The following is a 21647-nucleotide window of genomic DNA, read 5'->3' as shown; positions in this document are numbered from 1 at the left end:
CCAGTGCAAGATAAAAGCCGGCAACAGAGGCTGAAACCGGCAATCGGTAAAACTTGTTATATGCGCCCCGCGATTATCAGGAGCGACCACCCCGCGCCTTGATAATTTCCTGCCCCAGCTCGTACACCGCCATGGCGTAGAGTCGGCTGTGGTTATAGCGGGTGATGGTGTAGAAATTATTCAGCCCGATCCAGAACTGCTCCCCATCCAGGGTTTTCAGAGAGAACACGTTGGCGGGCATTTCTTTCGTGACCTGGGCGGTGGTCGGGAACCCCTTGGCTTCCAGCTCACCCACGGTCCACCTGGGCTTTAGGTCGTCATTGACGATGGTCATATCGGCATTGGGTAACGGCTGGGTGATTACAGTAATCGGCTCACCTGCTTTCCAGCCGTGCTCGACAAAATAGTTGGCCACGCTGCCAATCGCATCCTCGGTATCTTCCCAGATATCCACACGACCGTCGCCATTGAAATCTACGGCATAGTGGCGGTAACTGGACGGCATAAACTGGCCGAAGCCCATAGCACCGGCATAGGACCCCTTGAGCGTCGTGGGGTCGATTTTCTCATCTCGGGTAAGCAGCAGGTAGTTTTCAAGCTCTTTGGTAAAGAACTTGGAGCGGCGCGGATAGTTGAACGCGAGAGTAGAGAGCGCGTCGATCACCCGATAGCTGCCCATATTGCCTCCGTAGCGGGTTTCCACACCGATGATGGCAACGATCATCTCCGGCGGCACGCCGTACTTTTCTTCCGCGGCCTTGAGGGCGTCGGCGTTCTTGTCCCAGAACTCCACGCCACCCGCGATGCGGGTATTGGTGATGAAAATCTTGCGGTATTCGTGCCAGGGCTTGGCTTTTTCTGCCGGGCGCTTGATCGCCTTCAGGATCGAGTCCTTGCGCTTGGCCTCTTTCATCAGCAGTTGCAGATCGTCGCGGTTGAAGTTGTGCTCGGCCACCATGTAATCCACAAAGGCATTCGCCTGGGCATTTTCCTCATGCCCCTGCTCCTGCGCGCAGGCGCTAAGGACCAGCCCCAGCCCAGCCATCAATCCTGTGGTCCACTTCAAAACAACCGCTCCTGTGTTCATAGAGTACTTCCAACTACTTTATTCAATTATTCGATTCGGTCTGCACTTGTGACTGCAAACGCGCCAAAAAGTGGCACGATACACGGGAAAAAGTGAAGCCAGCCTGAACCGCCTCACAATCAGCCACGAAACCTGAATATAAGACCTGAATTTAAAAAAGTACTCTGCGTCTTTCCGTACTGACGGCCATCAAAATACCGAACCCTGCCATCAGGGTAATCACCGAGGTGCCGCCGTGACTCACCAGTGGCAGGGGCACCCCTACTACTGGCAACAGGCCGGTGACCATACCGATGTTCACAAACACATAAACGAAGAACGTCAGCGTGATACTGCCTGCCAACAGACGTCCGAATACATGCTGGGCCATAAAACTAATATAGATGCCCCGGGCAATGATCAACAGATACAGGGCCAGCAGGATCAAAGCCCCGCGCATACCCCACTCTTCTGCCAGCACCGCAATAATGAAGTCGGTGTGACTCTCCGGCAGAAAATCCAGCTGCGACTGGGTTCCCTGCATGTACCCCTTGCCATCCCAACCGCCGGAGCCAATGGCGGCCTTGGACTGGAAGATGTTCCAGCCGGCGCCAAGACGGTCCGCATCCGGGTTAAACAGCGTGAGAATCCGCTGCTTCTGGTACTCCCGCAGCCCCCAGATCCACATGGGCCAGGCCGCCATCAACGCCATCACCACTGCCCCGCCGATCATTTTCCAGCTGAGGCCGGACAGATACAGCGCAAAAATACCCGATGCGGCAATCAGGATTGAGGTTCCCAGGTCGGGCTGGCGCACGATCAGTGCCGCGGGAATCGCGATTATTGTCAGCGTGCCTATTACCGTAATGAATGATGGTGGCAGGCTGCGCTTGTGCAGGTAGGCGGCGACGGCAATGGGCACCGCGAGCTTCAGTGCCTCTGAGGGCTGGAAACGGAAACCACCGATCTGCAACCAGCGCTGCGCGCCCTTTGCACCGACACCAAAAAACAACACCGCGACCAGCAGACAGCAACCGGCCAGGTAGAACCAAGGCGACCAGCGCCGATAGAACTCCAGCGGAATCTGCGCGGCAATCACCATGCCCACAAACGCCAGGCTCATGAACACCGCCTGGCGTTTCACGTAGTGGATTTCATCGCCAGAAGCGCTGTACAGAACCACCAGCCCCACGCCTGCCAGCACCAGAAGCAGGAACAGCAACGGAAGATCGATATGCCAGCGGCGGGAAATACTTTCCGGACGGCGCAGACTGCTGCCCGCATCCGGCAATCGGTGCATATAGTCGCGACTAGCCACGGATAGCGGTCTCCTGCTGATACGGATGACGTTGTGCGGGAGCGGAAATGCTCATGGGCGCACGCCAGGAATGTCGGCTGGCAGTATCCTCCAGCGGTCGCGACATCCAGTCGAAAAAGACTTCCCGCGCTACCGGTGCCGCAACACCGCCGCCACTTTCACCGTTCTCGACAAGTACCGATACGGCAATCTGCGGGTCATCCACCGGGGCGAAGGCCACAAACAGGGCATGGTCCCGGTGGCGCTCTTTCAGTGCTTCGGAGTCGTATCTCTCCCCCTGGGCAATGCCCACCACCTGCGCGGTACCAGATTTACCCGCCACCTTGAAATCCAGCCCGGCACCAGCTTTCTTGCCGGTACCGTGAGTGCTGTAAACCACCGCTTCCATGCCGTCGAAGACCAGATCCCAGTGTTCTGGACGCGCGTCGATATGGTGGAGCACTTCCGGCGGCTGCTCCACGCCGTCGATCGCCATCACCATCTGCGGCCGGTAATGGGTGCCGCGATTGGCGATAGTGGCGGTCATCACCGCCAACTGTAGCGGCGTTGACAGTACAAACCCTTGCCCCAGAACGGCATTCAGGCTGTCACCGGGAAACCAGGGCACACCGCGGGCGCCGCGCTTCCACGCTCGCGAGGGGAAGAGCCCAGGGTATTCCCGCGGCAGGTCGATACCCGTTTTCTCACCCAGGCCAAAGCGGGTGGCGATATCGTGCATACCGTCGATGTTCCAGCGCGCGGCCATGTCCCAGAAATAGACATCGCAGCTTTGCGCGAGTCCTTGTATCAGATCAACATGTTTGCCGTGGCCCCAGCGCTTCCAATCGCGGTAGATACGGGAGTCATTGGGCAGTTTGTAGAACCCTGGATCCGGCACTTCGGTGTCGCCAGTGATAATGCCGGCGGCAAGGCCGCCGAGCCCCATCATCGGCTTCAGGGTGGATCCGGGCGGGTACTGCCCCTGTACTACACGGTTAAACAGCGGCACATCGAGGGAATCCCGCAGTGCGCTGTAGTCCTTGAAGCTGATACCGGTAACGAACAGGTTGGGGTCAAACGACGGCTGGCTGACAAACGCCAGCACCCCGCCGGTTTTCACATCAATGGCGACCACCGCACCGCGCTTGTCGCCCAATGCCTCGGTAGCCACTTGTTGCAGGCGAGTGTCCAGATGCAGGGTCAGCTCGGCGCCGGGCTTGGGATCGTGCCGCTCCAGAACACGCAGCACCCGGCCGCGCGCGTTGGTCTCCACGTTCTCATAGCCCACTTCACCGAGCAGCAAGTCTTCGTAGGAGCGCTCCAGCCCAACCTTGCCAATACTCTGGGTACCCCGGTAGCGGCGCACATCTTCTTCGGTAAACGCAGAAAGGTCGCGCTCGGCAATCCGCCCCACATAGCCGACGCTGTGGGCAAACAGTTTGTTTTCGGGGTAGTAGCGGACCAGTTCCGCCTCGACAGAGACACCCGGCAAATGAAACTCATTGACACTGATACGGGCGATTTCGTCTTCGCTCAGGCGATAGCGCAAAGGAACAGGTTCAAACGGGCGGCGACGCTGAAGGCGGCGATTGAATTTCTCCACGTCACGGTCTTCGAGGCTCACCAGCTGGCCGAGCAGCTCAATGGTGGCGTCAAGATCCTTTACTCGCTCGCGCACCACAGAAAGGGTGTAACTGGGGCGGTTGTCAGCGAGCATCTCACCATTGCGGTCGTAGATCAGTCCACGGGTGGGGGGTACTGGACGCACCTGAATGCGGTTCTGGTCGGACTGGGTGCGGTAGTCCTCGTAGTTGACCACCTGCAGGTTGTAGAACCGAGCCACCAGCACGCCAAGCAGCACGACTACGCCAAATATGGCCACCAGCATACGGTTGCGAAACAGCCGCTGTTCTGTGTGGTGGTCTTTGAAACGCAGGTTTTCAGACATGATGGTCGAAGCAGATTATTCGGTGGCGCGAAAATGACCACGAAGTGTACACAAGTTTGCCTTCCCTGCAGAGCCTTTGGCGTATAACCGGTACACACCAGCTCAGTATGAGTCTGGTGGCGCCAGAAAGTTCAATAGGGGAGGGAAGCGCGAAACGCGTAAGCAACCCACTTACTTGTGGTAGGGGTGCCCCGCCAGCAGTGTCCAGGCGCGGTACAACTGCTCCGCCAACAACACCCGCACCAGCGGATGCGGCAGGGTAAGCGGAGACAGCGACCACTTCTGGTTGGCCCGTGCTACACAGTCCGGCGAGAGTCCGTCCGGACCGCCGATCAGCAGGCACATGTTGTCGCCGGACATCTGCCAACCAGACAATTCCCGCGACAACTGCTCCGTGCTCCAGGGCTTGCCCTTCACCTCAAGCGCGACCACATGGTCCCGCGGATTGATCGCGGCCAGCATGGCCTCGCCTTCTTTCTGGCGAGCCTTCTCCACCAGCGCGGCGGAGTTCTTCTGGCCACGATTCCCCAGGGGAACCTCCACCATCTCCAGGGTCAGCTCCCGGGGCAGGCGCTTGGCGTACTCGTTGTAGCCCTCCTGTACCCAGGCAGGCATTTTACCGCCGGCGGCGATGATCCGGATCTTCACGAGCGCTGGGTGGTCCCTGTCAGTCCTGGTGAGGGTCGGAACCGTCCGCGTCTTCGCGGGTATTCGGCGTCATCGACCAGAGCTTTTCCAGGTCATAGAAACCGCGGGTTTCCGCCTGCATCACGTGAATCACCACGTCTCCGTAATCCACCAGCACCCACTCCCCCTGCTCGATACCCTCGACACCGATGGGGCGAATGCCGGCCTCTTTGCCGTCTTCCACCACATTGTTGGCGAGGGACTTCACCTGGCGGCTGGAGGTGCCGGTGCAGATGATCAGGGTATCCATTACATCACTGAGTTCGGAGACATCCATTGAAACGATGTCTTTACCCTTGAGGTCTTCCAGTGCGTTTACCGCAATTGTTTTGATATCAGTCATAACATCTGTATCAGGAGCCTTGGCTCCTACCTATAAGTTTTCCTGGTTTTCGCTCTTGTAGAGCTGATGAGTTTGAATGTAGTCGAGTACCCGCTCCGGCAGCAGATACTGCGGAGAGCGGCCACTGGCAATCAGGCTGCGGATTCCGGTGGCGGAAATCGGCAGCAGCGTCTGTTCCCGCAGCAGAATTCTGCCGGCTGCACTGCGTTTCAGATCTTCGGCTTCGCCGCGGTGGGCAGACAACAAGTCCGCGACTTCGCCCTGAAGGGGAAGCTGCCAGCCCGGTCGGGTAACGACGACCAGATGCGCCAGTTCGATCAACTGCTCCCAGCGGTGCCAACCCGGCAGTCCCAGCAGAGAATCGAGTCCCATACAAAAGCTGATGGAGACCTCGTCACCGAGTTCGGCGCGCAGCGTTTCCAGGGTATCCACGGTGTAAGTGGGGCCTTCGCGTTGCAGCTCCCGCTCGTCCAACTGCAGCTCCGGGCAGCGTTCCAGGGCCAGAGCCAGCATCTCGCTGCGAGCCCTTGCAGTAACACCGGGCTCGACACGGTGCGCCGGCTGATGGGAGGGCAGCAGGCGCATCTCGTCGAAACCCAGCACCTCTTTCAGTTCCAGCGCCATGCGCAGGTGACCGAAATGCACCGGGTTAAAGGTGCCACCAAACAGGGCGATCGTTTTTCGCACTGGCTCCAACGAGGGCGTACTCATTCGCGGATCTGGCCATCCCCGAACACGATCCACTTCTGCGACGTCAGCCCTTCCAGCCCCACCGGACCGCGGGCGTGAATCTTGTCGGTGCTGATGCCGATTTCCGCACCCAGCCCGTATTCGAAGCCGTCGGCAAAGCGGGTGGAGGCATTCACCATGACCGAGGCGGAATCCACTTCCGCCATAAACCGGCGGGCGCGGGTGTAGTCTTCGGTGACGATGGACTCGGTGTGGCCCGAGCTGTAGCGGGCGATGTGATCCATCGCCGTATCCATGTCGTCAACCACACGAATTGCCAGCACCGGCGCCAGGTATTCGGTGGCCCAGTCTTCATCCGTAGCCGGCAGTGCATCGGCAAGGATTGCACGGGTCTTGTCACAGCCGCGCAGTTCCACACCCTTTTCAGCGTAGGCCGCTGCCAGCTTGGGCAGAAATTCTGCAGCCACCCCCTCTGCCACCAGCAGGGTTTCCATGGCATTGCACACACCGTAGCGGTGCGTTTTGGCATTCAATGCAATGTTGAACGCCTTGACCGGATCTGCACGGTCATCCAGATACACGTGGCAGATACCATCGAGGTGCTTGATTACCGGCACCCGGGCCTCACTGCTGATACGCTCGATCAACCCCTTGCCACCGCGGGGCACAATCACGTCCACGTATTCCGGCATGGTTATCAGTGCGCCTACCGCCGCGCGGTCGCTGGTGCCCACTACCTGCACCGCGGTTTCCGGCAGGCCGGCCTGTTTCAGACCCGCGGCAACACACGCCGCAATAGCGCCATTGGAATGCAGTGCCTCTTTGCCGCCGCGCAATATCGTCGCGTTGCCGGACTTCAGGCACAGGCTGGCGGCGTCGATGGTCACGTTGGGGCGGGACTCATAAATGATGCCCACCACCCCCAGGGGCACGCGCATCTTGCCCACCTGGATGCCGCTGGGGCGATATTTCAGGTCGCTCACCTCGCCCACCGGGTCCGGCAGCTCGGCGATCTGGTTGAGCCCTTCGATCATGGCGTCAATGCGCCCATCATTCAGTTGAAGGCGGTCCAACAATGCGGCATCGAGGCCGTTGTCGCGGCCATTCTGCATATCGATTGCGTTGGCCGCCGCCAGCTGTGGTCGCTGAGCATCCAGCTCCGCAGCAATGGCCTTGAGAGCAGCATTTTTGGTACGGGTATCAGCGCGCGCCATCAGACGGGCGGCAGCGCGGGCGGCGCGTCCCATGGCCTGCATCGTTTGTTGGGTGGATTCGACTTCGTTGGAACCCGGCTCAACCTTGGTTGCACTGATACTGTTCACTGCTGATCTCCATGCAATTCACGCTAAAACGCTGGGATCTGCTGAGATCCCGCGGTACTTTTTCGCTATCGTCCTCTATCGGGGCTCCTTCCGGACTCCCCTCAAAAAATCCCCGGCAAAAACGGGCCGCGAAGTATACCGCAACCACTGGGGGAAAATGCCTGAAGAAAGCAGTTATTGGCCACGATCTGCGCTTTTGCCACCGAGTTTCTGATGAAGGTAGGCGATACCCAGCAGCGCCAGTCCCATACCCATAAACGAGGCCACCCGTAACAGGCCTTCCAGACCGGACATATCCACCAGGAATAGCTTCACGATCACCAGTGCCAGCACCGCCATACCGCCCTGGTAGCAGCCGCGCCAGCCCTTCCAACTGCCCAACAGGATGCCGACCACTGCCATGACCAGCCACACCGCAGAATAGGTGTACAGCTCACCTGTCTCAGCCGGGATATCCAGGCGAATACTGCCTTGCCAGAGGTGGCGTACTTCCAGGGATATCCATATAAAGGCGGCGACCGCGGCCACCAGCCCCGCAAACCGGCGCACAGACGGCAGGTAAAAACGGCTCACCAGGAGCGCAAGCAGCGTAGCACCGCCAAAGGTGGGCACCAGCATATTGAACAGTGGTCGCTCGCTAATGGCATGCCAAGTCCAGGGCTCACTAGCGGCGGTGGAAACCAGGATGGCCAGGTAATTACCGAGCCCGGCGAGCATTAGCAGCCGCCCGTAGCCGTCGTACCAGCGGGAAAAGCCATCGGTGACGAGGGACTTGCGGTAGTAAACCAGCCCCAACCCGGTAAACAGCCACATATTGACCACCGCTTCGGTAAAGCTGAACTCCGCGGCAAAGGCATTGCCGTGGTAAAGCCAGTAACGGCACTCTGCCCAGAGCGCGAGCACCAACAGATGTAGCGCAGCGGCGCCAGCCCAGTCTGCCAGGGGTGGGAAGGGTCCTCGCAAGGCTCTTGCCGCCCCCCATGCACACAGGGCGGAGCCACCGTAGGTCCACAGGGACCAGTGGGTGTTTTCGCTATAGGTAAGCAACCAGGGGTTTAGAGTGAGGCGAACCACCACCAGCAACAGCACAGCTTTCAGCAACCAGCCCAGTGCAGGCACCTCGAAACGGCGGATGATCCAGGCCAGGGACACCGCCTGTAGCGCAAGCGCAAGGGTAAGGCTCGCCTGCTCCAGCCACAGACACACCGCCAGGCTGTAGGCAAAGTGCGCGGCAATAAATAGCCACACCACCAAGCCCTTGTGCCACTGATGCAGCGCACCGCGGCTGCCCAAATACATGAACACGCCGCCAAAGACCGCCGCGTACAGGCACCACCAGTACAGCGGCAGATAATCCCCAGCCAGTACATAGCCGACCAGCAGAGATAATAATGGCGCCATCGCCGCCAGCGATGCCCACCAGTAACGCGCCAGACCGCGGCGGTAATTGAACAGCGCAAACCCTGCGAAGAGCGCAGCCGTGATTGCAAGATACAACAGGAAGCTGCCCTGCTGCTCGGCTGGCTGGGGCAGCAGACGCACATTCTGCTCGCCCCACTGATCGAGCCGGGTCGCCAGCCACGACACCAGCTGACCGGCCATCAACGCCCATGGAACAAGCGCGAGACTGGCACGGTGGCGCGCTGCTACCAGCACCACCAGTGCCAGCGGGCTCCACGCCCAGATAGCCGCCGGATGAAACCCTTCACGCAAAATCGACAGACACTGGGCGGCGACCAGCACCAGAAGGCTCGGCAGGATAAGCGGCGCTACTTTACCTACTGGCCCGCCGGCACTGTCGCCCAGGGGTTGCGGATTTGTCAGCAACCAGTTGCCTGGCACCACCGCTACCAGCAGGTATGCCATTGCTGCCAGATAGGCTCCACGCCAACCGTCTGCCTGGTGGCCAAGCAGGGAGAGCAACCACCACGCCAGTGCGCCCGCCAGCACCCCGAGCCAGAGCCAGCTGCGGTAGACATAGCGCAACAGGAACAGCACCGACACACTGATAATCAGTGCATAGATCATTGCCCCCAATACATTGCCACTGCCGGTCGAAACCAGTGCCGGCACAGAGTAGGCGCCGAGCATACCAATAGCCGCCAGTACCGGCCCGTGCAGCCGGGCCAGCCACATGGTGACCATTGCCACCAGTGCCAGCAGGCCGAAAGCGAGGCCCGGAGCCATCAATTGATAGAGGTGTACCGCAGACAACACCGCGGCAAATGCGGTTATCGCCCCTCCCCCGGCAAGAGCGGCAAACGTCGGATGACTGCCGCCGGTTCTCCGCCGCAGGACCTCGGAGGCGACGTACAGTGCAACCGCCATCACCAGCCCCAGGACCACACGCACCTTCGGTCCGAGTAGCCCCTGCTCGATACCGTAGCGGGCGAGAAAAACACCGGCGAGGGCGACGCAGGCACCCCCCAGCCAGACCATCCAGTTTTCCTGCAGGCGCGACCAGAAGCGGGCACGCGCGGCTGCCTGTTCCTGGTTGACCTCGCGGGCTCGCGGTCTGGCAGAACGGGCGGTCTGCACCTGCGGAGAGGCATAGCGCGCCACGACAGGTGGTTTTACTTCGGGTTCTTTCCGAGGAGTTTCTGTGTCGATATCCACCTGCGGTGTTGCTACCGGCTGCTCCGGGCCAGGCTCAACAGATTCAGGGGTGCGATCCACCCCCTGCAATCCCTCGATCATCCCGCGCAACCGGCGCACTTCGCCCCGCAGGCTTTTCACTTCGGCAAATGCAAAGATCCCCAAAAACGCACCGACGACCACGGTGAGGATCAGCAGTACACCGAGCAACACAAAATTATCCATGCATCCCCAGAAAGCGGCTTAACGCTGATTATTGTTCTAATCTCTGATTATCGATTTATCGTAGGCTAACGACACCCACTATTCCCTCGCCCAGCGATCGAGGTTTGCGGCAATGCTCGCCAGGCGTTCCAGCGGATCGTGACTCGCCAGCAACTCCACCCGCGCCTGATCCTCCAGCGGCAACAGCTGCGCCAACTGCCAGGAGAGCGCCTCGGCACTTTCCACCGGTGCGAATTTCAGGGCCAGGGAGGCCGCGTGCTGTTTCAGCTCGTTCAACACCGCCAATAAGCCATCGCAGCTCTCCGGCACCGGGTGCGACTCCTCATCCGGCAGCCACTCCACTTCCGCCATCAACAGTCCGTCCTCTTCCCGGAAGGTATCCAGCACGCGAAAACGGGACTCGCCCGCCACATCAATGTGCAAAAGCCCTTCCTCCCCCTGGCTCCAGTCCACAATGCGCACGTACAGCCCCAGTGGCCACACCTGTGCCGCCCCGACTTCTTTGCCACTGCGGATTAGCACCACCCCGAACCCGGTATCGGACTTCAGGGATTCGGTGACCAGGCGCAGATAGCGCTGCTCAAAGATCCTCAGTGGCAGCGTAACGCCGGGGAACAGCGCCATATTGAGAGGAAAAAGTGGAATCAACGACAATGTTTCGGCTCACTGGATGGTTGGTTTAGCGACAAAGATACCACCGGTATCCCGACCACAAGGATAATCTCCCGCGCATTAAACAAAAAATGACGCCAGCTGTTCTATGCTGAAAGCAATACGCGGATGTGAATCGGGCTGTAAAACGAGAGGTGCTCCCATGCGCTGGCGTCAGGGTCGCAGAAGTTCGAATGTTGAAGACCGCCGTGGCGAGAAAGCACCCGGTGGCGGCGGAGGTATGGGTGGACTGGGCAATCTCCTCGCCCTTGCCCCTTTCCTGCTGCGCAGTAAAAAAGGCTGGCTGATCCTGCTGGCACTGGGCGCACTCTACTATTTCGGCGGCAACCTGTTCAGCGGCATGCAGAGCACGGAATCACCGAGTCTGGGCCCGGATGCACAGACCGCCCCCGGCACCCAGGGTGCAGGGCCCGAAGATGAGGTAGCGCAGTTTGTCTCCGTTGTGCTGGCAGATACGGAGGACACCTGGGGCAGCCTGTTCCAGCAGGCCGGATCGCAATACTCCCCACCAAAACTCGTACTGTATAACGACGCCGTGCGCTCTGCTTGCGGATTAAGCTCCGCGGCCGTCGGCCCGTTTTACTGCCCTGGCGACCAGAAGGTGTACCTCGACCTGAGCTTTCTAAACGAACTGAAAAAGCTTGGCGCACCGGGCGACTTCGCATTTGCCTACGTGATTGCCCACGAGGTGGGACACCATGTACAGAATCTGCAAGGAGTTTCGGAAAAAGTGCAACAGGCGCGGATGCGGGCAGACAAGGTCACATCCAACCGCTTGTCAGTCATGCTGGAACTGCAGGCGGACTGCTATGCCGGCGTGTGGGCGTTCTACGCCCACCGCGATCGCAATATGCTGGAGCCCGGTGATATCGAAGAAGGCCTGCGCGCAGCCGCCGCCGTAGGCGACGACCACCTGCAACGCCGCGCCGGCCGCGCCGTATCCCCCGACGCCTTCACCCACGGCAGCGCCGAACAGCGCGCCTACTGGTTCAATCAGGGTTTCAGCACCGGTGATGTGAACAAGTGCAACACCTTCGCAGCATTGTCAGGACAGTAGCTGGCCCCGTGGGGATATAACCACTAAGCTTGCCGCTCACGAAATTATTCATCACCAATAAATTAAGGAGACTCCCGTGCCAAGAGCAACAGCACGCCACATTCTGGTAGAAAGCGAAGCCCAGTGTCAGGACCTGAAAAAGCAGATTGAAGACGGCGCCGATTTCGGAAAGATTGCCCAGCAATACTCCAAGTGCCCGTCCGGTCGCAATGGCGGCGACCTGGGTGAATTTAGCCAAGGTCAGATGGTGCCGGAATTCGACAAGGTGGTTTTCAACGATGAGTTGAACAAGGTGCACGGCCCGGTGAAAACGCAGTTTGGTTATCACCTGCTGGAAGTTACCAGCCGTAGTGACTGAAAAAATTTTAGATGACGGGTGTTTAACGCAAAGTACTAAAGCCTGAATCGAAGGTGCCGATGTCGGGTACTACCTTGCAAGACCGTCTGCGGCCAGGACGGCCGCAGCCGAGCCCCCACGGATGGGTTTACGGCGTGTCTTGCAAGGTAGTACCCGACAGCGGTACCGCCACAGCACTCAATACGAAGTGCCAGTGACTCCCTAAACTAACCCAATTACTCAGCGCTAGTCTCAGCCTGCCACTCGAACAGGTTCATCTCGATAAAGAAGAAGGCTACCAGCCAAAGGAAAGCGTCCCAGAAGTCCAGGAAGCTGCCGTTGATGCCCCAGTAAATGGCGCACATCAGCAGGGTGAAGTACAGCAGCCCTTTGATAACCTGGGAATAACGCATGATGGAATCGGACAGCTGGTGACGCAGCTGCAACCAGACATCAAATGCCAGGATTGCCACCACCAGCAGCCAGGCACCCGCATTGATCACATCTACCCACGCCAGCCACTGAATTTCTCGCCAGATCACCGCATCACCGACAATTTGCGCATCCGCCAAACGCAGCAGGCTCGCGTCGGAAAGCGAAGCACAATTTGCAGCCGTCAGCGCAACATAGTCATCCTGCTCCAGCACCATCGACCAGCCGCCATTGGCCGCCAGATCACAGGCAGAACCGGAAACCGGCAACAGATGGGTCAGCGACACCATCTCGGAAAAGTATCCGTAGAACGAATACACGATAAACACATAACAGAACGCCGAAACCAGATTCAGCGCCCATTTGGTGCTCCCCTTCAACTTCTCATCTGAGAGCACCCAGGTTTCCAGCTCGAAAACCAGCAGTAACACGACCCAAGCCAGAGTGTCGATGGAATCGTTGTAGGCCTCAATGATCTTGCCCAAGCTTATGCCGTCGGCAAACACAGTGCCCGCCGCCGCATGATTCTCGACAAAAAAAGCGTAGACGTTATAGGCCAGCAGGCAGTAAACCGTGTACTTGAAGACCTTGAACAGCGTGTAGCGGTTGAACGGAATACCGGCCAAAGAGACCACCTCAGACATTGGCGACGCACCTCTGAAAGCGAATTTATTTTTGTTGAGGAGCTATTAACGGTTAGCTCGAACGTCAATATCGAACAATTATTCGGTTTTTGCAACCACCGGTCGACAGAATCAACTAGCGCCAAGCGGCATCGGCTTCGGAGCCTGCTGCTCGGAAGCGCCCGCTGCAGGGGCTTCGGACACTTCCTCTGTGTCCCTGATCGGCAACCCCCCTTCGGCGGTTTCCGGATGAGTGGATGCCGCACGTGCGGCTTTCTCCTTATTGCTCTGAACCACCGCACTGCGCCCTTCACGACCTGCGGCGCCATCGTCAAACAGCTTGTCGAAACGCACCTCCGGGTCCGCCCACTCACCATTGATGCGGTAGCTCACGCTAGCCACGCGATCTACCTGCTTTTTGAAGACCTTACTGATCAGGTAGACACCCGCCGCCGCCGGCAGACCACCGGCCAGGGCCGCCACAAATGCAAGGTTATTGCCCACAGGCAGGGTTGCCACCAGGGTCAGGTTGAGGTCTTCCCGCTGGAGATTGACCCGACCGGCCATCTGCAACTCACTGGTTGGCCCCTCCACCTGGATCGGGACTGCAATCAACAGCTCACCATCCCCCTCGAAATACACCTCCCCATGCACCCGGTCGAAGGTCAGGCCGCTCTGGACCAGGTCGGAGAAATCCAGACGCAGGCGACGTGCCCAGGTGTCAAAGTTAAACAGCGACAAGAGGCGTAGCAGCGAGGTCCCCGCATTGTCGCTGGCGCGCAAAAAGCGTCCATTGCGGATATCAATGCGGATCTCGCCGTTAAGACTGTTGGGGCTCAGCATGGCTGGCGAACCCTGCCAGCGCAATGCCGTATCAAACACCGCACTGCGGCTTTCGATTGCGGCCTCCTGGCCCCACGCCTGCAGTACATCGCCCAGGTTTTCACCGCGGAGGCGGCCGATGAACTGGGAGGACTCGCGGCCGTCAGGGTCGCGCATCCACATCAGCTGCGCCCCCAGGCGGTCATTTCCGGCAATGCGCCCCTCAATGGTGATGCCGCGCAGTGTGCCCTCGATCTCACTCACTACCAGACGCTGCTCGGAAGGCCGCAGCTGAAAGGACCAGGGCCCCATCGGCTCATCGCCCATCCACAGATTTTCGGTACTGAAATCCACACTGGGCAGACTGGCAAAATCGAACCCCTTCCAGCGATCCTGAAGACGCGCGGCGAGAGAGGCTTCACTTTCAGCTTCGGCCCCCTTCTCTGCCGCTTCTTTCGCGGCCAGGGCTGGCAGGCGCAAATGCTCGAGATTCAGCTGCAACGGGGTTGGAGCATTGAGTGTGCCGCTCAGTTTGCCGGCAGCGGTTTCACTGTCAAAATCCAGCTTCCAGTCCGCTCCCAGACCGCGCCCGCGCACGTGGATATTCTCGATGCGGGTAGTATCGGAGACCTGCAACAGGTCGGTACTCAGGTCGAGCAGAATCGGCAGCGGGTTTTCATCCTCGGGAATTTCACTGGAGGAAGCTACTGTTGCGCCCACAGTTCCGGCATCTTTCCCCGCATCTTGCCCGGCAGCGGGATCGGTATAAATTTCCAGAGCCTGTTTCCAGGGCTTCAGATCAACCAGCGGCAGGTCGCCGATAACCGAAATCCCCGGGGACGGCGGCAACTTTGCCTCCGCGTTCAGGGCAATCGAGGCCCGCTCCAGCTTGCCGTCCACTTGCCAGATTTGGCCCTGCAGGTGCTCGCCGTAACTGAGGTGGTAAAGATTGCCCTGCTCACCAATAGGTACCCGCAATACGAAACGGGATTTCTCGCCAGCGGGCTTGGTCAGGGGCGCCGGCAGATTCACGGCCACCTGCTCCAGGTCGGAAGACAATTCCAGTACCGCCGCGTAGGGTTTTTCCTTGGCCTGCGCGGGGATGGTGACCCGCGCCGTGTAATCCAGAGCACCGTCTAGCCACTGCAGCTCCGGTCGTCCACTCCACTGGCCGATGCTTTGGGTCACCGCCTCGCCACGCACGATAACCTGGGTATCCCGATTGTCACCGTCGCCGAGATGCTGGATAGAGGCGCGCAGTGGCTTGCCCCACAACTGGCCGCGGAAACTGGAGCCTTTAAGGCCGTCGCGGCTGTGGTATCGCACCTTGCCATTCAGCCGTTCGATATCCAGGTTCAGGTTTTGCAGCGATAGGCTGGCTCCGCTGAGCGCCAGATCGACCTGCTGGCGCGGCTCGAACTCCGCGCCACCCAAGGGCTGGCTCAACTGCAGGGTTCCCTGCATGGCCCCGTCCAGCGCCCAATGATCAAAGGCGTTGCCCAGGCGTTCACGCAACGGGGATTCACGCAGAATTTTCAGGCCGTCAGTAGCGGGCCCGCTCAGCTCCGCACTAACGTCCAGGCGTGAGCCTGTGGCTTCCGGGGAGAGTCGCACGGAGACGTTTGCCCCATCGACGTCCCAAAGTTTTGCCGTCGGCGCCACCACCTGCACATAGCGATCATTGATACCGAGATGACCATCCACGTGTTCCGCCGCCGGCCAGTCGGGGGCGTATTCCAGGCTGCTGTCGCGAATGTCCGCCTGCAACTGCACTGTCTGGCGATAATCGTGCTCACCCAGCGCCAGCAAATCTTTGTCGTCCCCATCGCGATAGCTGTATCCGCGATAGATAAAACCCGCCGCGGGGATACGACCCTCATTACGCTTGCCCACACTCTGATTGAGCCACTGGCGCAGATCGTCGCTCACCGTAATGGGCACGAGGTTGCGCTGCTCCTGGACCGCGACATTGCGAAGCCCAAGTGCCAGGGTGAAATCCGCAGCGCGGGTGTGGGGCTCAAGCGGGATCTGCAACAGGAACTGCCCGCGAAAGGCTCCGCCAGAGGGAACATGGTCTCCGCCAGAGGATCTACCCTCGCCCTGCGGCTCAGTAACCGCGTCGAGCAGAATCGGCCCAGAGTAGACCGAAACCGTGTTGTGGTCGCGGTCGACATCCCAGGCAACGGTGCCGTGCGCCGCACCAAATTCGAAAGGCGCTTCGTACAGCGCAGGGAAGTGCGCGCTGAAACCATCGCGGCTCGCCAGCTCCACCCGGCCACCCTTGCCGTTCAGGGACAAGTAGCCATTCACGCCGGTTACCGCTGGCGCACCGCGATGCGCACCGGCCACGACATTATGCAGATTGGCCGCCACGGTCAGTTCACCTCCCTGACGGGATAGGCGTACATTCTGTAGATCCCCGGTGGGATCCAGGGCGTTGAGCCACTCGTCCGCCTTCTCGGGAATCAATTCCAGCACCTTGAGCACGCGGTGCCAGGCCTGCAGCTCTATCTGATCGACCGCTAACTGCAGATTGCCGTGCTGATCTCCGCTGGCCTGCACGTTGACGTCGGGTACTTCAAGCTGCTGCCAGTTGAGTCCAAGCTGCTGCAGCACCAGCTCCCAGGAGTCTCCCGGGAGCCAGCGTCCGGAAATATTGCTGGACAGCGCATTCAGGTTTTCCAGCGCCCCGCGCTTGTGGACAACCGGCTCCGCTTCGCTGCCCTCTTCTGCGCCCCCGTTGGCACCCGCGTCATTATCACCGCGGGCAACCTGGGCAAGGCTAAGGTCCCCTCGCAGGCTGTAACCGTTTGCGGCATCTGAGCTGAGCCACAGACGGCCGCCGGCGAGCTTGCGTCCAGGCCAGTAGAGTTTTTCCGGCAGTGGCGACAGCTGAAAGAGCAAACCCACCAGGTCGGAATCCACCAGAAGTTCGTTTAGCTGCACATAACCCTTGAGAGAAAATTCATCGCTGTTGCGAGGATTGCCGCGTCCTTCCAGCACCAGGCGCAGGCTTTCTTCACCAGAGTGCAGGCTTTCCATGGCGCCGGTTACAAAAGCCCGGGCCACGAGGCGGTGGAACTGACCGCTGTTTTCCAGCTGGATTTCACGCAGGTCGAGGTTTGCCGACTGGCCGTCGGTCAGGGTCAGGCCGATGCTGGCGTCGCGTACCAGTACTTTCGGTCCCAACTGGAAAATCCGCGCGGGGTCTCCGAGACGCACTCCGGCATCGGACTTGTTCTTTGCTGGCGCGGCGACCAGCGGGAAGCCCTGCACCTGCCAGCCACCATCCGGGTGCTGCTCCAGTTGCGCGGAGAAACCATCGACCTCCAGGTTTTTCCAGATCAGTTCCCGGTTCCAGATACTGGCCAGCAGGTCCAGGTGAAACAGGCCGCGCTCGAGCTTTACTTGCCCAGACTCGCCGATTTTCAGGCCATCGATTTGCAGTGCCACTTCCAGCGCCTGCCAACGCAGCGAGATATGCTCCAGTTGCACCGGGGCACCGAGGCGCTCGGAAAACCAGTCGCCGATTTGTGGGCTGTATTTGCCCACTTGTGGCGACAACAGGCGACCAGTCTGCACCAGAATTGCCAGGGAGATCACCAGTACCACGACCAGCAGCCAGAATTTGCGGACAAACCAGCGCAGCCACAGCATCAGGATCTCCTCCCGAAGCTGCTTACGCGCAGGATATGGCCACCGCAACTGGCGCCTGTGGTGAACTCACACCAGTACAATGTCGTACTGCTCCTGGTTGTAGATGGGCTCCACCTGGAACTGGATGGGACGCGCGATAAACTCTTCCAGGTCCGCCACATTCGCGGACTCTTCATCCAGCAACAGGTCTATCACCACCTGGCTGGCAAGTACCATGATCTTTTCACTGTCGTAGGCCCGCGCCTCGCGAATGATCTCGCGAAAGATTTCATAACACACGGTTTCTGCGGTTTTCAGGGTGCCGCGACCGGCACACACCGAACAGGGCTCGCACAACATCTGCCCCAGGGACTCGCGAGTGCGCTTGCGCGTCATCTCCACCAGCCCGAGCTCGGAAACACCGGTGATACTGCTCTTGGCGTGATCCCGCTCCAGGGATTTTTCCAGGGTGCGCAATACCTGCCGCTGGTGCTCGGTGTCCTGCATATCGATAAAGTCGATGATGATGATTCCCCCCAGGTTGCGCAGGCGCAACTGGCGGGCAATCGCGGTGGCCGCTTCCAGGTTGGTCTTGAAGATGGTCTCTTCGAGATTGCGATGACCGACAAACGCACCAGTATTTACATCGATGGTGCTCATGGCCTCGGTCTGCTCGACGATCAGGTAGCCGCCGGATTTGAGGGTGACCTTGTTCTGCAGCGCCTTGCGGATCTCCTCCTCGACACCATAGAGGTCAAACAGCGGGCGTTCGCCGGGATAGTGTTCGATCCGCGGCGCAATTTCCGGAGCATACTTACTGGTGAATTTGGCCGCGCGGGCGTGGGCCTCGCGGGAGTCGATACGGATTTTTTCGGTGTGCGGGCGGGCAAGGTCCCGCAGGGCACGCATGAATAAGGGCAGGTCCTCGTAGATGATCGCCGGCTCTTTCTCAATCTTAATGCGCTGCTCCAATTCATTCCACAGCTTGTAAAGGAACGGAATGTCGCGCAACAACTCTTCCTCGCTCACGCCCTCCGCCACCGTGCGCAGGATAAACCCACCGTCACCGCTGTGGCCTTCCTCGGCGAGTTTCCCCGACGCCAGGTCCACAAGCTCGCGCAGGCGCTCGCGCTCCGCCTCGTCTTCGATGCGGTTGGAGATACCAATGTGGCGGGTCTGCGGCATATACACCAGGTAGCGGGCAGAAACGGAGAGGTGTGTGGTCAGGCGTGCACCCTTGCTGGAGATGGGGTCCTTCACCACCTGCACCACCAGCGACTGCCCCTCGCGCACCAGTGCCCGGATATCTGCCACTTCGCCCTCGCGGGACTCCATGCCTTCTTCATCCAATGGCGCTATATCCGAAGCGTGGATAAAACCCGCCCGCTCGAGGCCGATATCCACAAACGCCGCCTGCATCCCCGGCAGCACGCGCACCACCTTGCCCTTGTAGATATTGCCGACAATACCGCGGCTGGCGGTGCGCTCCAGATAGACTTCCTGCAACACACCGTTTTCAACCAGCGCCACACGGGTCTCCATCGGCGCCACATTGATGAGTAATTCTTCGCTCACTAGGGGTAACTCCTAAACCGTCCCTGGGCCGGCCGCCTGACCGGCGGTGCGCTTGTCGAACTGCCAGTAGGGAATTCCCGCTTGCTCCAGAAAGCCTGCCAGGGTCTCCAGTGGCAGCCCCACCACATTGCTGTAACTGCCGTGAATGGATTCCACCAGCAGCGCACCCATGCCCTGAATGCCATAACCACCCGCTTTGTCGGCGGGTTCTCCGGTGCTCCAGTACCCCTCGATCAATCTCCGATCCAGTTCACGAAACCGAACCCGGGTCTCTACCACCTCACTGAACGATTGCCCTGCCCCGGTGAGGCAGATGGCGGTCAGCACCGAGTGCTCGCGCCCGGACATCAGGCGCATCATGCGGGCAAAATCGGTGAAATCGCGCGGTTTTTCCAGGATCTCGCCATCGACCACCCCAAGGGTATCAGCCCCCAGGGACCAGGTGCTGGGATTGTCCAGCAGCGCCAGACCAGCGCGGGACTTTTCCTGAGCCAGGCGCAGCACATAGGCCTCAGGCGCTTCGTCGGGGCTGCGGCGCTCTTCAACGGAAGTCGCGGCGGAAGAAAACGTCACGCCGATCTGCATCAGCAGCTCCGCACGCCGCGGGGAGGCGGAGGCGAGGATCAGGCGCTGCCGGGTACCAGATTCCTGTCTGTCAGGCTGCTGTGTGTCGGTCGTATTGGTGTCGAATCTGGGCACGGGCAAGGCTTATGGTTATTAGAGTCATAAATATGGTCGGCTGAGGGCCTGATTATAGCGTCAGCGCTCGAAAAATGACCGCACTGAGTGCAGGACTTAACACTATTTTGCGCGGTCACGCTTCCCGGGTGGCTCAGGTCAGCGAATTTGAAGCCGGGAAGCCATCCCATGTAACCAGGGAGTCACCAGTGGCCACAGCAGTGCGGTGGTCAGTGCCGGCCACAGAAAGGTAAGACCCGGTACCGCCCGGCCTGCCAGACTGTGTACCCAGTTGCCCAGCAACTGGTGGATTCCCACCAGCACAAAAATCCACATCAATTGCTGGCCCGGGTTGAACGCCCGGGTGCGGCGGTAGGTGAGCAGGCTGAAATACGCCAGAACCGCCAGCGCCAGTGCATGCGCCCCCAGGGTTGAGCCAGTCACCAGATCCTCCACCAACCCGACCATCCAGGCAAAGCCAACTCCCAGTTCCTGGGGCATACGGGTGGTCCAGAAAATCACCAGCAGCGCGCAGAAGGCAGGGCGAAACCAGAGCCAGTTGGTGGGCAAAGGCATCACGGACAATAACAGGGCAAAAAATATCGTCAGCAGGATAAACCAGCGGTTGTGAGCTTCCATGGCTTCAATCCCGGGGCTCGAGGCCGCTGTCCGACTCCGGCTCAAACCCACTCTCTGCGGGCAGCTCAGTGGACGGCTGCTCAATGACCGCGATCACAAACCGGCTGCGATTCATCCGCCCCCGGGGCTGCACGTCCACATCGGCGAAGGCATGGCCTGGATCGCGCTTGACGGAAATCACCTCGCCCACCGGGTAGCCCGCCGGGAAGCGGCCACCGAGACCCGAGCTGAGCAACAGGTCGCCCTCACGGATATCGCTGGTGTTGGCGAGGTGGCGCAGTTTCAGGCGATAGAGGTCGCCAGTGCCCTCTGCCACCGCGCGCACACTGTTGCGCAGTACCTGCACCGGCAGCGCATGGTTGGCATCGGTAATCAACAGTACCCGACTGGAAATGTCCCCGGCCTCGATCACCTGCCCCAGCAGTCCGCTTGCATCCATGATCGCCGCACCCTGGCGCACGCCATCGCTGCGCCCCTTGTCGATGATCACCACATGCTCCAGCGGGTCCGGTGACACGCCGATTACCTGCGCCACCAGCACGCGCTGATCGACACTCTCGGCAGAGTTCATCAATTCCTTGAGCTGGGTATTTTCAGCGCGCACGGCGGCGAGTAGCTGGGTCTGCTGCTCCAGCAGCATCACCTGGTGCTGAAGACGGCTGTTTTCTTCCAACAGCTCTTCTCGGGTGCGCAACTGTTCACCGGCCCAGTCGCCCACGCGAGAGGGAGTGTCGGTCAGCCAGTAGAAAGGGGCGGCAAGACTGGAGAGGCGCTCGCGCACCGGATCAAGCCAATCGGTGTAGAGGTTGATCAGGATCAGCGCAGTCGCCGCCAGTCCCAGCACAACGATGCGGGATTCCGGCGACGGACCTCGGGTAAATAGCGGTTTAATGGGCGGCCCCCATCGACCTGTTCAGCAAGAATATTGTTATTGGCTATTGCGCGTGTCCGTACGCGGGAGAATCGGCCGCACTCGTATACCTGCTATGGGTATAGTCCCTGA

Annotated in this window: 17 protein-coding genes; 2 read left to right on the top strand and 15 right to left on the bottom strand. The window is 59.8% G+C overall.

Going from position 1 to position 21647, the window contains the following annotated elements; genetic code table 11:
• Positions 1-76: 76 nt before the first annotated feature.
• The 9 genes from mltB to LC059_RS16520 all read right to left on the bottom strand — a co-directional run bounded on the left by mltB (position 77) and on the right by LC059_RS16520 (position 10821).
• Positions 77-1066, bottom strand: coding sequence for a lytic murein transglycosylase B (gene mltB / locus LC059_RS16560; RefSeq protein WP_226704979.1), 990 nt, complete (start codon positions 1064-1066; stop codon positions 77-79).
• Positions 1067-1238: 172 nt separating this feature from the next.
• Positions 1239-2384 carry a rod shape-determining protein RodA gene (gene rodA, locus LC059_RS16555; protein ID WP_226704978.1) on the bottom strand — a complete coding sequence of 382 codons (1146 nt, stop codon included), beginning with the start codon at positions 2382-2384 and terminating at the stop codon, positions 1239-1241.
• Positions 2377-4311, bottom strand: a complete 1935-nt coding sequence (mrdA, locus tag LC059_RS16550) for a penicillin-binding protein 2 (RefSeq protein WP_226704977.1) — start codon at positions 4309-4311, stop codon at positions 2377-2379. Before mrdA ends, rodA begins: the two co-directional genes overlap by 8 nt.
• A gap of 171 nt (positions 4312-4482) precedes the next feature.
• Positions 4483-4959 carry a 23S rRNA (pseudouridine(1915)-N(3))-methyltransferase RlmH gene (gene rlmH / locus LC059_RS16545; protein ID WP_226704976.1) on the bottom strand — a complete coding sequence of 159 codons (477 nt, stop codon included), beginning with the start codon at positions 4957-4959 and terminating at the stop codon, positions 4483-4485.
• A gap of 19 nt (positions 4960-4978) precedes the next feature.
• Complete coding sequence (rsfS, locus tag LC059_RS16540) at positions 4979-5341, bottom strand: ribosome silencing factor (protein ID WP_226704975.1); 363 nt, start codon at positions 5339-5341, stop codon at positions 4979-4981.
• A gap of 30 nt (positions 5342-5371) precedes the next feature.
• Positions 5372-6052: a nicotinate-nucleotide adenylyltransferase gene (gene nadD, locus LC059_RS16535; RefSeq protein ID WP_226704974.1), complete on the bottom strand. Its 681-nt coding sequence runs from the start codon at positions 6050-6052 to the stop codon at positions 5372-5374.
• The gene (locus LC059_RS16530) at positions 6049-7344 is read right to left on the bottom strand and encodes a glutamate-5-semialdehyde dehydrogenase (protein ID WP_319005126.1); all 1296 of its coding nucleotides are present in this window, start codon (positions 7342-7344) and stop codon (positions 6049-6051) included. Before LC059_RS16530 ends, nadD begins: the two co-directional genes overlap by 4 nt.
• 183 nt (positions 7345-7527) lie before the next feature.
• On the bottom strand, positions 7528-10173 hold the full coding sequence (locus tag LC059_RS16525) for a DUF2339 domain-containing protein (protein WP_226704972.1): 2646 nt from the start codon (positions 10171-10173) through the stop codon (positions 7528-7530).
• A gap of 78 nt (positions 10174-10251) precedes the next feature.
• Positions 10252-10821, bottom strand: a complete 570-nt coding sequence (locus LC059_RS16520; protein WP_226704971.1) for an LON peptidase substrate-binding domain-containing protein — start codon at positions 10819-10821, stop codon at positions 10252-10254.
• Positions 10822-10987: 166 nt separating this feature from the next.
• Between LC059_RS16520 and LC059_RS16515 the strand changes: the two genes are divergently transcribed.
• A complete protein-coding gene (locus LC059_RS16515; RefSeq protein WP_226704970.1) occupies positions 10988-11902 on the top strand; it encodes a neutral zinc metallopeptidase in 915 nt (304 codons plus the stop codon).
• Between the two features lie 76 nt (positions 11903-11978).
• Entirely contained in the window at positions 11979-12260 is a 282-nt protein-coding gene (locus tag LC059_RS16510; RefSeq protein ID WP_161857766.1) for a peptidylprolyl isomerase, read from the top strand.
• A 215-nt stretch (positions 12261-12475) separates the two neighbouring features.
• Here the strand turns inward: LC059_RS16510 and LC059_RS16505 are convergent, their stop codons facing one another.
• From LC059_RS16505 to mreC, 6 genes are all read right to left on the bottom strand, one after another.
• Positions 12476-13315 carry a hypothetical protein gene (locus LC059_RS16505; protein ID WP_226704969.1) on the bottom strand — a complete coding sequence of 280 codons (840 nt, stop codon included), beginning with the start codon at positions 13313-13315 and terminating at the stop codon, positions 12476-12478.
• Positions 13316-13426: 111 nt separating this feature from the next.
• Positions 13427-17773 carry a YhdP family protein gene (locus LC059_RS16500; RefSeq protein ID WP_226704968.1) on the bottom strand — a complete coding sequence of 1449 codons (4347 nt, stop codon included), beginning with the start codon at positions 17771-17773 and terminating at the stop codon, positions 13427-13429.
• A gap of 66 nt (positions 17774-17839) precedes the next feature.
• Positions 17840-19327: a ribonuclease G gene (rng, locus tag LC059_RS16495; RefSeq protein WP_226704967.1), complete on the bottom strand. Its 1488-nt coding sequence runs from the start codon at positions 19325-19327 to the stop codon at positions 17840-17842.
• Positions 19328-19339: 12 nt separating this feature from the next.
• On the bottom strand, positions 19340-20026 hold the full coding sequence (locus LC059_RS16490) for a Maf family protein (protein ID WP_226704966.1): 687 nt from the start codon (positions 20024-20026) through the stop codon (positions 19340-19342).
• Positions 20027-20164: 138 nt separating this feature from the next.
• Positions 20165-20644 (bottom strand): rod shape-determining protein MreD, encoded by a 480-nt coding sequence (gene mreD / locus LC059_RS16485; RefSeq protein WP_226704965.1) that lies wholly within the window; start codon positions 20642-20644, stop codon positions 20165-20167.
• A gap of 4 nt (positions 20645-20648) precedes the next feature.
• Entirely contained in the window at positions 20649-21536 is an 888-nt protein-coding gene (mreC, locus tag LC059_RS16480; RefSeq protein WP_226705025.1) for a rod shape-determining protein MreC, read from the bottom strand.
• Between the last annotated feature and the right edge of the window lie 111 nt (positions 21537-21647).

This window comes from Microbulbifer elongatus, assembly GCF_020524885.1.
Lineage (GTDB): Bacteria > Pseudomonadota > Gammaproteobacteria > Pseudomonadales > Cellvibrionaceae > Microbulbifer > Microbulbifer elongatus_A.
Note: the sequence above shows the minus strand (reverse complement) of the source record. Positions and strands in the feature narration are given on the sequence as shown.

What these genes read in the sequence shown, in the direction of transcription:
- LC059_RS16525 (WP_226704972.1), bottom strand. Translation starts at nt 10,173, where the DNA reads ATGGATAATTTTGTGTTGCTCGGTGTACTGCTGATCCTCACCGTGGTC.
- LC059_RS16500 (WP_226704968.1), bottom strand. Translation starts at nt 17,773, where the DNA reads ATGCTGTGGCTGCGCTGGTTTGTCCGCAAATTCTGGCTGCTGGTCGTG.
- rsfS (WP_226704975.1), bottom strand. Translation starts at nt 5,341, where the DNA reads ATGACTGATATCAAAACAATTGCGGTAAACGCACTGGAAGACCTCAAG.
- mrdA (WP_226704977.1), bottom strand. Translation starts at nt 4,311, where the DNA reads ATGTCTGAAAACCTGCGTTTCAAAGACCACCACACAGAACAGCGGCTG.
- mreD (WP_226704965.1), bottom strand. Translation starts at nt 20,644, where the DNA reads ATGGAAGCTCACAACCGCTGGTTTATCCTGCTGACGATATTTTTTGCC.
- LC059_RS16505 (WP_226704969.1), bottom strand. Translation starts at nt 13,315, where the DNA reads ATGTCTGAGGTGGTCTCTTTGGCCGGTATTCCGTTCAACCGCTACACG.
- LC059_RS16515 (WP_226704970.1), top strand. Translation starts at nt 10,988, where the DNA reads ATGCGCTGGCGTCAGGGTCGCAGAAGTTCGAATGTTGAAGACCGCCGT.
- nadD (WP_226704974.1), bottom strand. Translation starts at nt 6,052, where the DNA reads ATGAGTACGCCCTCGTTGGAGCCAGTGCGAAAAACGATCGCCCTGTTT.